Source organism: Parasphingorhabdus sp., from assembly GCF_059726685.1.
This window is the reverse complement of sequence record NZ_AP041068.1, coordinates 1,486,792-1,500,204: the sequence shown is the minus strand read 5'-3', so window position 1 is coordinate 1,500,204 and position 13,413 is coordinate 1,486,792. Positions and strand designations below refer to the sequence as shown.

At 54.8% G+C, this 13,413-nt stretch carries 11 protein-coding genes; 5 read left to right on the top strand and 6 right to left on the bottom strand.

What is annotated here, in order from left to right; genetic code table 11:
* Nucleotides 1-6: 6 nt before the first annotated feature.
* Complete coding sequence (locus AC6I9Z_RS07480; RefSeq protein ID WP_461454834.1) at nt 7-3,111, top strand: efflux RND transporter permease subunit; 3,105 nt, start codon at nt 7-9, stop codon at nt 3,109-3,111.
* Complete coding sequence (locus AC6I9Z_RS07475; protein WP_461454832.1) at nt 3,108-4,520, top strand: efflux transporter outer membrane subunit; 1,413 nt, start codon at nt 3,108-3,110, stop codon at nt 4,518-4,520. Before AC6I9Z_RS07480 ends, AC6I9Z_RS07475 begins: the two co-directional genes overlap by 4 nt.
* Nucleotides 4,521-5,013: 493 nt before the next feature.
* Here the strand turns inward: AC6I9Z_RS07475 and AC6I9Z_RS07470 are convergent, their stop codons facing one another.
* Nucleotides 5,014-5,316 (bottom strand): aldehyde dehydrogenase family protein, encoded by a 303-nt coding sequence (locus tag AC6I9Z_RS07470; protein ID WP_461454830.1) that lies wholly within the window; start codon nt 5,314-5,316, stop codon nt 5,014-5,016.
* A 340-nt stretch (nt 5,317-5,656) separates the two neighbouring features.
* Here AC6I9Z_RS07470 and AC6I9Z_RS07465 point away from each other — a divergent pair, with 340 nt between their 5' ends.
* A complete protein-coding gene (locus AC6I9Z_RS07465; protein WP_461454828.1) occupies nt 5,657-6,250 on the top strand; it encodes a CC0125/CC1285 family lipoprotein in 594 nt (197 codons plus the stop codon).
* A gap of 109 nt (nt 6,251-6,359) precedes the next feature.
* The gene (locus AC6I9Z_RS07460; RefSeq protein ID WP_461454826.1) at nt 6,360-6,722 is read left to right on the top strand and encodes an ElaB/YgaM/YqjD family protein; all 363 of its coding nucleotides are present in this window, start codon (nt 6,360-6,362) and stop codon (nt 6,720-6,722) included.
* 46 nt (nt 6,723-6,768) lie between these two features.
* Here AC6I9Z_RS07460 and AC6I9Z_RS07455 read toward each other — a convergent pair whose 3' ends face one another.
* The gene (locus tag AC6I9Z_RS07455; protein WP_461454824.1) at nt 6,769-6,957 is read right to left on the bottom strand and encodes a hypothetical protein; all 189 of its coding nucleotides are present in this window, start codon (nt 6,955-6,957) and stop codon (nt 6,769-6,771) included.
* A gap of 66 nt (nt 6,958-7,023) precedes the next feature.
* Nucleotides 7,024-7,650, bottom strand: a complete 627-nt coding sequence (locus tag AC6I9Z_RS07450) for a murein L,D-transpeptidase catalytic domain family protein (RefSeq protein WP_461454822.1) — start codon at nt 7,648-7,650, stop codon at nt 7,024-7,026.
* Nucleotides 7,651-7,703: 53 nt separating this feature from the next.
* Here AC6I9Z_RS07450 and AC6I9Z_RS07445 point away from each other — a divergent pair, with 53 nt between their 5' ends.
* Nucleotides 7,704-8,828 (top strand): L,D-transpeptidase family protein, encoded by a 1,125-nt coding sequence (locus AC6I9Z_RS07445; RefSeq protein ID WP_497811336.1) that lies wholly within the window; start codon nt 7,704-7,706, stop codon nt 8,826-8,828.
* Between the two features lie 43 nt (nt 8,829-8,871).
* Here AC6I9Z_RS07445 and AC6I9Z_RS07440 read toward each other — a convergent pair whose 3' ends face one another.
* The 3 genes from AC6I9Z_RS07440 to AC6I9Z_RS07430 are packed head-to-tail and all read right to left on the bottom strand — an operon-like array spanning nt 8,872 to nt 13,218.
* Nucleotides 8,872-10,098 carry an efflux RND transporter periplasmic adaptor subunit gene (locus AC6I9Z_RS07440; RefSeq protein WP_461454818.1) on the bottom strand — a complete coding sequence of 409 codons (1,227 nt, stop codon included), beginning with the start codon at nt 10,096-10,098 and terminating at the stop codon, nt 8,872-8,874.
* A gap of 4 nt (nt 10,099-10,102) precedes the next feature.
* On the bottom strand, nt 10,103-12,487 hold the full coding sequence (locus tag AC6I9Z_RS07435) for an ABC transporter permease (RefSeq protein ID WP_461454816.1): 2,385 nt from the start codon (nt 12,485-12,487) through the stop codon (nt 10,103-10,105).
* The gene (locus tag AC6I9Z_RS07430) at nt 12,481-13,218 is read right to left on the bottom strand and encodes an ABC transporter ATP-binding protein (protein ID WP_461454814.1); all 738 of its coding nucleotides are present in this window, start codon (nt 13,216-13,218) and stop codon (nt 12,481-12,483) included. The genes AC6I9Z_RS07435 and AC6I9Z_RS07430 overlap by 7 nt, the downstream gene beginning before the upstream one ends.
* Nucleotides 13,219-13,413: the final 195 nt, after the last annotated feature.

Genomic DNA, 13,413 nt, shown 5'->3' with positions numbered 1-13,413 from the left:
CGGGATATGCAGATCGCCGAATATAGCATCAAGAACCGGTTGATGATGGGAATTGTGATCCTGTTGTCATTATTTGCCGGATGGTACGCCTATCAGAACATGCCGCGCTTCGAAGACCCGGAGTTCACGATCCGCACAGCTCAGGTTTTGACACCTTATCCTGGCGGCAGTCCCGAGGAAGTGGCGAGAGAGGTAACCGCGCCGCTCGAAACAGCGCTGCAGGACATGGCGGAAGTCAAAGAGATTAACTCGGTGTCTTCGGACGGCTTTTCCGAAATCTCGGTCGAAATGAAATTCGAGGCTTCGCCCACAAAGGGTGATTTGCAGATCATCTGGACAAAGCTCCGTAACAAGGTCGCGGATGCGGCCGGTGATCTGCCGCCCGGCGCAGGACCATCAACCGTTTTCGATGAATTTGGCGATGTATTCGGGATCTATTATATTTTGACCGGTGACGGCTTCGAAATGGCCGAACTGCGCGAATATGCGAAAGTACTGCAACAGGACCTGCTTTCTGTAAAAGGTGTCGGCAAGGTCAATATAAGCGGGGAACAAGAGGAAGTTATCTATGTCGAGATAGCACGGCAAAATGCCGCGGCCCTGGGTGCCACGGTCAATACGATCTTTGATCAGCTCTCGACACAGAATGCCGTTGTTTCCGGTGGGTCGGTGAAAATAGATGACCAACGCCTGATCATAACGCCAACAGGTGATATTGACTCGGTGGATGCAATCAAGAACCTGCTGGTGTCGTCGTCAGAGGGCCGGATCACACAATTGGGAGATATTGCCCGGGTAACCCGCGGCTATAAGGATCCCGCATCGTTTCAGATGTATTATAATGGCAAGCCCGCACTCGCACTTGGCGTGGCAGCGGTGTCAGGTTCCAATGTGGTCGCTATTGGCGAAGATATATCGGCCAAATTGACAGAAGTAGAAGGCCAGCGTCCGCTAGGCATAGAACTGCACAAATTTTATCATCAGGGCGAAGTGGTCGAAAGATCGGTGGTAGACTTTGTGATCAATGTGATCATTGCCCTGGTGATCGTGATCGGTACCCTGTTCATCTTCATGGGGCCGCGTTCAGGTCTTGTCATTGGCTTGGGGCTTTTGCTCACCATCGCGGCGACGCTGGGTACCATGTACATGATCAACGTCCCCATGCACCGCATTTCCCTGGGCGCCCTGATCATTGCGCTGGGTATGCTGGTGGACAATGCCATTGTGGTTACTGACGGCATATTGGTTGGCACTCAGAAAGGCCGCAAGATTATTGAAATTGCGGGTGAGACGGTACGCAAGTCGATCTGGCCCTTATTAGGCGGAACCCTTGTCGGCATCCTTGCTTTTGCGCCAATTGGTCTGGCTCCCGGGGATACGGCCGAGTTCACCGGCGACTTGTTCTGGGTTATCCTGATATCCCTGCTCTACAGCTGGGTCTTTGCGATCACGCTGACGCCATTTTTCTGCAGCTTGCTGTTCACGGAAGCAGGGACTGCCGAAGACCCGCCCGAAGAGCAGACAGATAGCCGATACATGCAGATGTTCAAGGAACTGATCGCCCGACTGATCAGGTTCAGGGCACTAACAATCGCGGGAGCCGTGGGACTGTTTCTGATTTCCGTCATCGGGTTCAATTTTGTTACGCCCGGATTCTTTCCGGCATCGACCACACCCCAAATGGTTGTCGATTACTGGCTGCCGGAAGGCACTGATATATCAAAAACCGATGCTGACATGCGCGAGCTAGAGAAGTTTATCGCGAAGCAGGAAGGTGTCGAAGATGTACATACGCTGGTAGGGGGCGGAACGCTGCGATACATGTTGGTTTACCAGTTTGAATCGCAAAACAGCGCTTATGGCCAGATACTGGTGAAGCTGGACGACTATGAGCGGCTCGACCAACTGATCCCCGAAGTTCAGAACCATATCGATGCAAACTTCACGCAGGCGCAGGGCAAGGTATGGCGCTTTGTTCTTGGTCCCGGAGGTGGTTCAAAAATCGAGGCAACCTTCTCGGGTCCCGAACCCGAAAGGCTGCGGGAACTTGCCGAGGAAGCCAAAACGATTTTTGCGGAAGATGGCGGAGCCCTGTCGATCAAGGATAACTGGCGGCAACAGGTCCCGGCGGTGGATGCCGTCTACTCCGAAGTGAAGGGGCGCCGGGCCGGCGTCAGCAGGACCGATCTTGGCAATGCACTGGCCCGAAACTATTCCGGCCAACGGGTCGGCGTGTACCGGGAAAATGATGACCTGATTCCGATATTGTCGCGAGCCCCTGAAAACGAGCGGGCTGACGTTTCGGGTATCGGAGGGATTCAACTCGTAGGAGCGTCGGGTCGTTCCGTGCCTCTCGAACAGGTGACAGACGGGGTCCGCACCGTATGGCGGGATGGCCGCCTGCGCCGGACGGACAAGGTCTGGAGTATCAAGGCACAGGCCGACCCCGTCCCAGGACTTCTGGCCGGTGAACTCCAGGCACGCGTGCAACCGCAAGTGGAGGATATCGAATTGCCGCCCGGCTATACACTGAAATGGGATGGGGAATCGGGGAATAGCGCGGAAGCCAACAGTCAGTTGATGGGGGCCATACCGTTCGGCTTTGGCGCAATGATATTGGTCGTCATTATCCTGTTCAATGCTTTGCGTCAGCCGCTGGTGATATGGTCGGTGGTACCGCTGGCGCTCGTAGGAGTAGTATTCGGACTGATCGTCATGGGCGTTCCCTTTGAGTTTATGGCAATACTGGGCGTCCTTTCGCTCGCTGGTCTGCTCATCAAGAACGCAATCGTCCTTGTGGACCAGATCGATCTGGAGATAGCTGAAAACAAACCGCGCTTTGATGCGATTATCGACAGCGCGGCCAGCCGCGTCCGGCCAGTCCTCTTGGGATCGGGAACCACCGTGCTGGGCGTAATCCCGCTGTTTTTTGATGCGTTTTTCCAGTCGATGGCGGTGGTGCTTGTTTTCGGCCTGAGTTTTGCGACTGTGCTGACCCTGATCTTGGTACCCGTTATATATGCAACCTTGTTCAAGGTTACCGAGGATGAATCGGCTGGGTTCGTGAAGTCTGAAAATCCGGATCCCTCGTCAGAAGGAGTCACGGCATGAACTGGCATCTGGCCATTCCGCTATCGCTTGTTCCGTTGCTCACAGCCTGTGTGTCGCTGAGCACGGATACGGATGTGCGCCAAGCAACGGAGCAAAGCCTTCCCGAGCTTCCGGATCAGTGGCAGGTTGACGGCGCGGAACCCGGAGAGGTTCAGATCGGCTGGATTGACCGTATTGGTGATCCGGTGCTTTCCGATCTGGTTCGGGAGGCGCAACTCAACAACCGCAATATTCAGGCAGCGGCGGCCAGTGTTGAGTCGTCTTGGGCATTGGTTAGGCAGGCGCGCGCGGCTTTGTTTCCAGCCATAAATGGGAATTTCAACGCAACCCGGACCGGACGGTTTGAAGGCCCCATTCCCGATGTCAGCCAGTTTGATCTGAATGCACAGGCGCAATGGGAAGTTGATATCTGGGGGCGTGTAAGAGCGGGACGGAATGCGGCTTATGCGAGTGCGCAGGCCGTGGAAGCGGATTTTCGCTTCGCTCAATATTCCTTGGCCAGCGCAGTTGCCAGTGCCTATTTCACCGCCATTGAAGCACAATTGCAGATAGGTGTTGCAGAACGGACGGTAACCGCGCTGGCGGAAATAGATCGTATCGTTCAGGTCCGCTATCGCGAGGGGTTTGCGTCCGCACAGGACACGGCGATCACGGCATCGGATCTCGCGACCGCGATTGACAGTCTGGAAAATGCCCGCGGCGCGGCACGGAGTACCAATCGGGCGCTGGAACTGCTTCTGGGCCGCTATCCGGCGGATCAGCTCACACATGCCAACGACTTGCCAGTGACGCCTGCGAGCCCTCCGGCAGGAATTCCGTCCGGACTGCTTGAGCGCCGTCCGGATGTTGTCGCGGCGGAACGGCGGGTAGCAGCAGCTTTTGCAAATCTTGATCAGGCAAAGGCAGCGCGACTGCCGCTGGTTTCACTGACGGGCAGTATTGGCGGCTCTTCCTCTGACCTTGGAGATATTCTCGACGGCCCCAATCTCATCTGGTCGATCGTCGGAGGAGTCCTGCAACCCATTTTCGATGGCGGTTTGCGGGGAGCTCAGGTTGATCAGGCCGATGCGGATCAGCGCGCCGCTATAGCGGCCTATGCGGATACTGCGCTCAGCGCACTCAACGAAGCGGAAACGAATCTCGATCAGGCAATTGTTCTGAAAAGGCGCGAAAAAGCGCTGGACAATGCGGCCGGGGCCTCGGCACGAGCCTATCGGCTGTCTCAGTTGCAGTATAAGGAAGGCGAAACAGACCTGATCGATGTACTGAATATCCAGCAACGTCTGTTCAACGCCGAACGCGGCCTGGTCACCATCAGACGCGCGCGTGTTGAACAATGGGTCGCTCTCAACCTCGCCTTGGGCGGGGGCTGGAAAATCACGGATACTGACGTGCAGGAATCAGAATGAGAAGCGACCCAGCACGATCATGCAGCGCAAGACAGCGCGGCCCGTTCAATTTGTTGCATCGGCTGCACGTAGAAGCCTGTTCGCTTGATTGGAACGCGAAGGCAGGTCGTTAGAAGACTATGTTTTTCCAACCCGTGCCGATCACTCATGACATTTAAGCACACGCCAATATGCGAGGCTCGTTGATCAGTGGGTTGAGGAATACGGGGCGCATTGGCTTTGTCAGACGAAAGCCTTGATCATCTGCGAGGCTACGGGAAACCTTGGAGCGATTCGTGCCCTGCTTTGCCACTCCAAGCTAGAGAATGCTGTTCGCTACCTGGGCCTCGATATGGCGGACGCGCTTACCCTAGCTGAGAAGACCGAGATTTGACCGATGCTGGATGCCGGCCCGTTTTCGGCTGGTATCCGCTATTGGGATGGGAAACAGACCTCTTACCCAAGCTTAGAATTTTCGATCACAAACCGTCTCACATCCCGTTGAAAGCAATTTTTATGTTTGGGTGTATGCTGTTTTTACGGTCGTGTAGAGATCGCGTGCGTAACCACCTTGCTCGCGCGGCCCGAAGCTGGACCCTTTTGTTCCGCCGAACGGTACGTGGTAATCAACACCGGCCGTCGGCGCATTGACCATGACCATGCCCGCCTGGCTTTCTTGTTTGAAACGCACGGCCGAGCGCAATGACGATGTGCAAATGCCGGCCGACAGTCCGATCTGGGTATCATTAGCGTCATGCATCGCATCATCAAGGTCCGAGACCTTGATCACCGAGGCGACTGGCCCAAAACACCGCATACAAGAAACTTATCGAAGCGAGCAATCATCAGGACGCTGCTGATAATGGTGAAGACATATGGCGGGAAAGGGGGCTCATATAGTCGAAAAGGAATCTCATTCGATCCAGGTAAAATACCCCTGACTGCAAGGATAGATGTCCAACCAAGAAATCATGATCGCCGGAGCTGTGTTTTGATGGATGTTGTTATAGATTTGGTCCAGCAACCCGTTCCGAAATAAGGGCCTTATCCGCGAAAGCCACGGCTCCGAATAAGTACGTAAAGACAGGAATGACCTGCCGGTGGAAACTGTGGTGCTCTGGTTCCGACCAGAAGTGCAAACTTATGGGAGATTTGCCATGCCCTTACTCCGCTTCCTTGGCGCGCGCGCCTGGACGATCCTGACCGTGATGCTAACGCTAGTGCTGATCGCCTGCGCTAATGCAACGCCCTATCAGCCCAATCTCTTTGGCCAGAAAATTTCTGGCGGCTATTCAGACAAACGGTTGGCTGAAGACCGATATCGCGTCGGATTCGCTGGAAATATATTCACCTCGCGCGATCGCGTCGAGGGCTATCTGCTCTACCGTGCCGCAGAGATTACCGACCAAAATGGTTATGAATGGTTCATGCTGATCGACCATCGGACCGAGCGGGACCGGCGGACCTATGTTGATCGGTCGCCGCGCTATGACCCCTGGTATGGTTCGGGCTATCTCTATTGGCAGCCGCATTGGCGCTATTATCGCGGAGGAGGTTGGACCACCTGGCATCCTCATGTCGGAAGCCGGTTTTGGACCTATGATGTTGATGTCCGGACAGTCGAGAAATTCGAAGCGCATGCGGAGATAAAGATGGGTAAGGGGCCAATGCCGCAAGATGGGCCGAAGGTTTTCAATGCCCGGCAGGTCCTAGTCGATCTGGGGCCGACGATTGAATGGCCGAAACGCTGACAACCGGATCAGCCAACCTAGTGGCTATTACGTAATGACCAGGCCATCCCGGGGGCATAATTTGCACCGCAGGTGTTACAAATCAAACAAGCAAGAAGGAACGATAGCCATGAATGAAGAAGCAGTGGTAAGCCATCCCCGACATGATCACGACTATGGCAGTCAGATTGCTGTCATCCGCAGCGATCTGGAACGCCTGCAAGAAGATATTCGCGGTTTGAAGGACGATCTCGCCGACGATGCATCCGAACGAATGCAGCAATGGACCGAAAAGGCAGCAGAAACGCTCAAGGAAAAAGGCGAGTTGTTGCGGGAACGCAGTGAACAGCTCCGCGAAGCTGGAGAACAGAGAAAAGAAACAATTACCAGTGAAGTGCAGCAGCATCCCTTTGCCAGTATAGTGGCAGCAACGGGGGCAGGTCTCGCCATAGGTGCGTTGGCCATGTGGGCGCAAAATGGGGTCAAACCCTAGCCGATCGGTTAGGCTGATCGTTTCGTTCCCGTCATTGGGCATTAGATCAAAAGGACAGATCGTCCGGCACGGGATATTCCGGCGGCCGCTGGGGTGGTTGTTCGGGTTTGAGGGGCGGTGTTTCGGGTGATCCCGGATCGTCGATCCGGTCCGGTTCCAGTGGCGGGGTTTCGGATGGCGGCGAGGTCGGCAATTCGTTCGGGCGCCCCGGGTTTTGTTGCACTATTTGGGCCATGACAATTCCTTTGAGACTAAGACCAAATTCATCTGCCGTGCTCAAGGATGCTATCCGCAGATATACCTAAATCAGTGCAGTACCGATTTCGTTTGAGCCCTTGTCAGCGAAAAGCATTCGCCCGGTGCCAAGCCGCTGCAAAATATGGTCCAAATCGGTTTCTGAAAAAGCGAAACAACCTTGGCTGCGCCCTACTTTTCCGTATTGTTTCACCATCTTGCTATCGACATACCACGCGCCGTGGATCACGATGGCGCGCTGATAAGCCAAGTCATTGCTTGGGTCCAGTCCGGCCAAACGGCGGGACCGGCCGTGTTTGCCAATATAAGCCTGCCCGGTTACATAGCTCCCACCCGAAGAAGCCTCTGAACCAGGTATGTTGGAAAATCTTTGTAGCCAGCCAGTATGTCTTTTGTCCGATCCCCTACCATGCGCGACCAGAAATGATGTCGTACGACCGTTCATCAGGTCGACCAGATGAAAGCGGGGTTTGGCCGAATGCAATGCATAATCCGCAATCCCGATCACATCAGTGTGTTTGATCGGCAGATGATGTGTGTCCAGGGCCGCCTTGGCCTTTTTCAGCAAATTGGGATCAAGCAGTGATGGCGTTTTGGCGATAGCTGGCAGTGTAGGCGCTACCAAAGTACCAAATCCCAACAGGCCTGTTTTCAGTAATGTTCTGCGTTTCATCGTAAAATTCTAACAAAATCCGGTATGCTTGGGATTAGGTAGATATACTGATTGTGGGGAGGAAGCGCGCCCGAAACAAGGGGAGAATGAGAAAACTGCTTATTTTCATCGCTGTTCTATTCTCGGTTGAAACAGCTTCGGCTGAGCCACAAAATCGGATGCAATGGACTCCTGCTCAAGTCGTTCATTTGAAGGCGCTGATCAACGATATGCCGACGGAAGGCCTTGGCGATTGCCAGATATCAAGTAATTTTCCTCTTGAAGATGGAAGTGCCGCAACTGCTGCCGCCAAACAGCTCGCACGAACATATCTGGATGGATGCCTTAAGGACTTGAGCCGCGCACAGTGGCATATCAAAAGCCGCGACCATCTGATTGACAACGAGAAGTTGATAGCTCTGGCATTACGCAGGAACGAACTTGGGCCATTATACGATGCGTACAAACCGCAAAACCCGCATTATCAGGCGCTTAAAAAAGCATTGAGAACGGAAACCGATTCACAGAAGCATGCGCGAATAGCTCTGAATATGGAACGATGGCGCTGGATGCCGCACTATCTCGGTGAAACCTATCTGATCGTCAATGCCGCCAGCTTTGAAGTCACATTATGGGAAAATCATAGAAAAATACGCTCGTGGCCTGTTATTGTGGGCAAGACAAAGACACCGACACCGGTATTTGATGCCAGAGTCAGCGGTGTCATTTTCAATCCCTGGTGGGAAATCCCTTCTTCGATCGTGGCTGAGGGGATCGGCGCGATGGTGCGCAATAGTCCAGCAACTGCCCGCCGGAAGGGCTACGTCTTTCAAAATGGTCGGTACCGCCAGCGGCCGGGATCGGCAAATGCGCTAGGACTGATGAAACTGATCATGCCGAACGCTTATTCGGTCTATCTACACGACACACCAAACAAGATGCTATTCGCTAAGGAAGTCAGAACCTATAGTCACGGATGTGTCAGAGTGGGTAATGCTTTGGATTTTGCAAAATCACTTTTGGCAAATGATCATTCTAGCGAAGACATAGACGAAATACTGGAGGCAGGTCACACCGAAGCGCTTAACATGACTCAATCCATACCGATTTATATCGCTTATTTTACGGTGGAAGGGACCGACGATGCAGGTTTGATTTTTCACCCTGACATCTACCGCCGCGATACTTTTGTTTACTAAAAACGATGAATCCGTTGCTCCACTTGGAAAAGCCGTTCCTATTTTATCCGCCGTCAGCGCCCTTTCTCAGTCTGATCCTTGTTCCGTCGTCAATCTTTTCACTCGGATGCAGTAATACGGTTTCTCCTTCTTTCAAGCCTTCTGTGATCTGTGCGCGCTCATCATTCATTCGGCCAACCTTCACCCGAACCAGTCTTGCTTTGCCATTGTCCATGACAAAAGCAGACCAGTCTCCAGCATCACGAAACAATGCGCTAATCGGTACTTGAATGACATCATCTCCAGACCATTCGACCGCCCGGACAATCACCCGATAGCCATGGCCCAGGCGCTCCCTTGCTGTCTGAGGATCGACAAAGTCTATGATGACATTCACCCGCTGTTCCTCAACGCCGAGGGCCGAAATTTTGGTGAAGCCGAACGGTTCTATCCGCTGAACCTTGCCCCTTAGAGGACGCTCGCCACCCCAATTGTCGATCAGCACATCGTTACCCGGCTTAATTTTCACCGCATCGCTGGACAGAAGATCGGTGACAATCTCGATATCAGCTGGGTTACCCAGTTCCATGATCGTTGCCCCCGCTGTCAGCAGTGTTTCACTCTCCTGCGTTACCCGCAACACCGATCCGCTTTCGGGCGACGTAATGTTGAGTGCGTTGTCCCGGCCATTACCAAAGGATGGACCCATCAGACTGGCCTGAGCGGCTTTAAGCTCGAATTGGGCGGTTTCGTGGGCTTGCAGAATTTCTGTCACGTGCGCGACGCTGCTGTCGCGCGCTGCCTTGGCTACATCATGCTCCGTCTTCGTCGCAAAGCCGCGTTTGAATATGGCATCGGTGCGCTCAAAATTCGCGGCTGCCAATTCCCGATCTGCTTTCGCTTGGTTGATCCTGGCGGCTGTTGATCGCACAGTGGCCTGCAGCGCGCTTATCTGCGCTCGGATTTCAGCTTCGGTGCGCGGATTTTGAAAGTCGGGCTGCGCTGGGATCATGCGCGCAACCACGGTTTGGCTAGCGACCACCTTGTCCCCTCCCTCCAGCTCGACCCGCAGCAAGCGGCCGTTAATTGGTGCGGCAACGACAAACATGTCGCGGACTCGTGTTTCGCCTTCATCATCAATCGTCACCAGCAGTGGACCCTCAACCACCTCTGCAGTATCGACATCTATTGGCGGCGTGCGGACGGCAAAGAAAATCGCGACCAATGTCAGCAATATGATCGCTCCAATCAGGATTTTTGGCCCGGGACGGCTGAATTGTTTGCTAGCCATTATTTCATTCCCTCGTTTTCAATACGCTGACAAGATTAAGCCGGTCCAGCCGTCCCTTGACGAATATGGCTGATAATACGGCGGTTGCCAGGACAACCAATATGGCAAAAGCGACCGTGGCAGCCGAAAGGGCAAAGGGGATAATAAAGAGATCCCCACTGACAGCTTCGCTGATTTGCTTCGACAGATAATATCCGAACATCATGCCGAGTGGCAGTCCGGCCAATACGATGAGCGCTAGCTCGCCCAACAATATATAAGAAACTTCGGACCGACGATAGCCGAGCACGCGGAGCGAAACGAGATCACGGGCGCGCTCGGCGAGGCTGATCCGGGCGTTATTATAGACCACGCCAAAGACGATAAGGCCGGAGAAAGCGACGTTGAACAGTTGGACGATACCCCTAGTTTCGGCAATCGTTTCCTCACTACCGCGCAGAGCCGCGGCTCGCTGTGAGAAGCCGGCAATCATTGGCATGTCTTTCAGCCGCCGGTACAGCTTGTCGGTCTCGGTCGCGTCCACGCTCAGATAGGCGCCGGAAGACAATGCTCCTTCCCGCATGGTCGGGCCCAGATTCTTGAAATCGACATAGGCTGGACTGCTCACCGGACTGCTGAGTATACTGGTCACCGGCATGGTGACATAGGGTCGGCGTCCGTCAGTGATTTGTATATCCACCAGATCCCCTGGTCCGACATTTAGCTCGTTCGACAAACTATAGGATATCATCAGACCCTGCATCGGCGGTTCGACAACGCCATTGTCCAAATCGACCAAGCGGTTAAGATCGCTAGCCCGTTTCATCCCCGTGATCGTTTCGGATTTGGAACGATGACCTGCGCTCAGTTTGGCACCGACATAGCGCACCGGTTCGACCCGCATCACACCGGGCAATCGTGCAAGTTCAAACAGAGCGCGATCATCGCGATCTTCAGAAAAGACCACATTAACATCCGCTCGATTGGCCTGATTAAACATCAGGTCAAACATCATGCGGACATTGTCCGTAGATCCGGCAGACGTGATATACAGACCCAGCGCAGCCGCGATGCCGACCGATCCCAGCATTGATCGCAAGGGCCGGCGCGCCACCCCTCGCAGGATGATTCGCGTCGGTTCATCCAGCCCTTTAATCCGTCCAACCAATCGGGCAAACCCGCCGGAATAATTGGGCGGCACCGGCGGACGCATGGCCTCGGCAGCGGTCAGCTTGCCAATCCGTCGGACGGTTTGCGCAGCACCCAGCAACACAACGAAAATTGCAACCATGCAGGAGATGAAAAACACGTCAAAGCCCGCACGGTAGGTGAGGAACGGGAAGACGAAAAAATCCTGGTACAGGCCGGCCAGTCCCCGACCCATCCATGAACCTAACAAGAGGCCGAGCACAAGCCCGGGGAGAGACAGCACCAGCGCCAGTTTGGCATAGTGAAACATGATCGTCCGGCTGCGATAACCGAAGGCAGTCAGCAGGCCGATAATCTCCCGTTCGGATTCCACCAGTCGTGACAGGACCATATTTATCAGGAAGGCCGCGACGCCAAGAAATATCGGCGGAAGAATGGCGGTCATGCTGCTGAGCTGAGTCAGTTCATTCTCCAGAAAACGGTCAGAAAGCTGGTCTTTCCGCGGCGTGGCGCCGCGTCCGCCATAGCGTTCGAGGATGACGTCCACCCGGTCGATCACGTCCTGCACATTGCCGCCGCGTTCCAGCCGGATCAGGGCTTCATTGAAGCTGTTGGTCGAATCCAGCGCGGCGGAGAGATGCTCCTGTCCCATCCACAATATGCCAAAGCGGCGATTGTCCGGGAATATCTGGCCCGGGCCGATGGCATAGACATATTCGGGGGAGAGCACGGTGCCGACGATACGAAATTTTTGCCTGGTCCCGTAGAGCAGCCCGTCAATATCATCACCAATCCCTATGCGGGCGGCCTCGGCAAACTTTTCACTGGCAAGCACTTCGTCCGGGCGGTCAGGGTTCGGCAACCGGCCGCTACGCAGGACCAAGGCATTAACAGCCGGCATGCCGGACTCAGGCAAAGAATGTATGCGCGCGGTTATCGGTTCGGATATCCCCGGAATGTCAAGCGTTGCGCCGCTGGTCAGGCGGCCCTCGACGACGCTGACGCCATCAATCGCGCGAATGTCATCCAGCAGGCTATCGGGCACACGGACGGCAGATGCGAAAATGTCGGCGAAGCGGTAGCGGTCATAATAGGTATCGCGGCTGGCCTCGAGAGAACGGAGCATGCCGAACGACATCACCACCATTCCGATCCCGGCGGCAATGACCAGTGCGATGGCCAGTGCCTGCGATCGCAGGCGCCAAATATCGCGCAAGAGTTTCCGGTCCAGCGACCCCAGCCAGGCTGGCAGGCTTACCATTGCATCGCCGAAGGTGCGACGCGCTTTGGGTTGTCGCGATCTTCGACCAGCGCGCCGTCGGCAAAGCGCAGCAGCCTGTCGGCCATATCGGCAATGACGACATTATGGGTGATGAGCAGCGTCGTGGTGCCAAGCTCCCGGTTGACTTGATCCAGCGCCTCCAGAACCCTAACCCCGGTTTCGCTATCAAGCGCTCCTGTTGGTTCATCGCAGAGCATGACTTTGGGCCGCTTGGCAATGGCGCGGGCGATGGCAACGCGTTGCTGCTCACCACCGGAAAGCTGGGACGGAAAATGATCGATACGGCTTTCCAGCCCCACCATGGCCAGTGCTTCTTCTGGCCTCATCGGGTCTTCGGCAATCTCCGTGATCAGCGCAACATTCTCCCTCGCGGTCAGGGAAGCTACCAGATTGTAGAATTGAAACACGAAGCTGACCGAATTGCGCCGGTATTCGGTCAGTGCAGACGGGTCGAGCGCGGTGAGTTCCTCGCCCTCAAACATCACCGTTCCAGATGTTGCTTCGTCCAATCCGCCGATGATGTTGAGAAAAGTCGATTTTCCGGATCCACTTGCCCCAAGCAGTACGACCATGGCGGATTTGGGCAGGCCCAGATCAACCCCACGCAGGGCCGACACCGCTGTCGGTCCTGCGCCATAGATTTTTGTCAGGCTACGGATGGAATAAAGGCTGTCGCGCACGGCCGTCGCAGATTTCAAAGGCTGGGACATTAGGCGCAGAAACGGGTCAGCTTTTTTGTGCCGACACTGACAACCTTTAAATTGTCCTCATGTTTTAGCACGCCGATTTTCCCGTAATTGCCGACAATTGACTGTGAGAATAGGGAATTTAGGCCGCGGGTGCCGGGCGGGCGATAGGTATTGTTACGGAATGGCGGCGACTCTCAACACCAAAACTACGCGCAA

What these genes read in the sequence shown, in the direction of transcription:
- AC6I9Z_RS07440 (WP_461454818.1), bottom strand. Translation starts at nt 10,098, where the DNA reads ATGGCTAGCAAACAATTCAGCCGTCCCGGGCCAAAAATCCTGATTGGA.
- AC6I9Z_RS07470 (WP_461454830.1), bottom strand. Translation starts at nt 5,316, where the DNA reads ATGCGGTGTTTTGGGCCAGTCGCCTCGGTGATCAAGGTCTCGGACCTT.
- AC6I9Z_RS07450 (WP_461454822.1), bottom strand. Translation starts at nt 7,650, where the DNA reads ATGAAACGCAGAACATTACTGAAAACAGGCCTGTTGGGATTTGGTACT.
- AC6I9Z_RS07465 (WP_461454828.1), top strand. Translation starts at nt 5,657, where the DNA reads ATGCCCTTACTCCGCTTCCTTGGCGCGCGCGCCTGGACGATCCTGACC.
- AC6I9Z_RS07455 (WP_461454824.1), bottom strand. Translation starts at nt 6,957, where the DNA reads ATGGCCCAAATAGTGCAACAAAACCCGGGGCGCCCGAACGAATTGCCG.
- AC6I9Z_RS07430 (WP_461454814.1), bottom strand. Translation starts at nt 13,218, where the DNA reads ATGTCCCAGCCTTTGAAATCTGCGACGGCCGTGCGCGACAGCCTTTAT.
- AC6I9Z_RS07480 (WP_461454834.1), top strand. Translation starts at nt 7, where the DNA reads ATGCAGATCGCCGAATATAGCATCAAGAACCGGTTGATGATGGGAATT.
- AC6I9Z_RS07475 (WP_461454832.1), top strand. Translation starts at nt 3,108, where the DNA reads ATGAACTGGCATCTGGCCATTCCGCTATCGCTTGTTCCGTTGCTCACA.
- AC6I9Z_RS07435 (WP_461454816.1), bottom strand. Translation starts at nt 12,487, where the DNA reads ATGGTAAGCCTGCCAGCCTGGCTGGGGTCGCTGGACCGGAAACTCTTG.
- AC6I9Z_RS07460 (WP_461454826.1), top strand. Translation starts at nt 6,360, where the DNA reads ATGAATGAAGAAGCAGTGGTAAGCCATCCCCGACATGATCACGACTAT.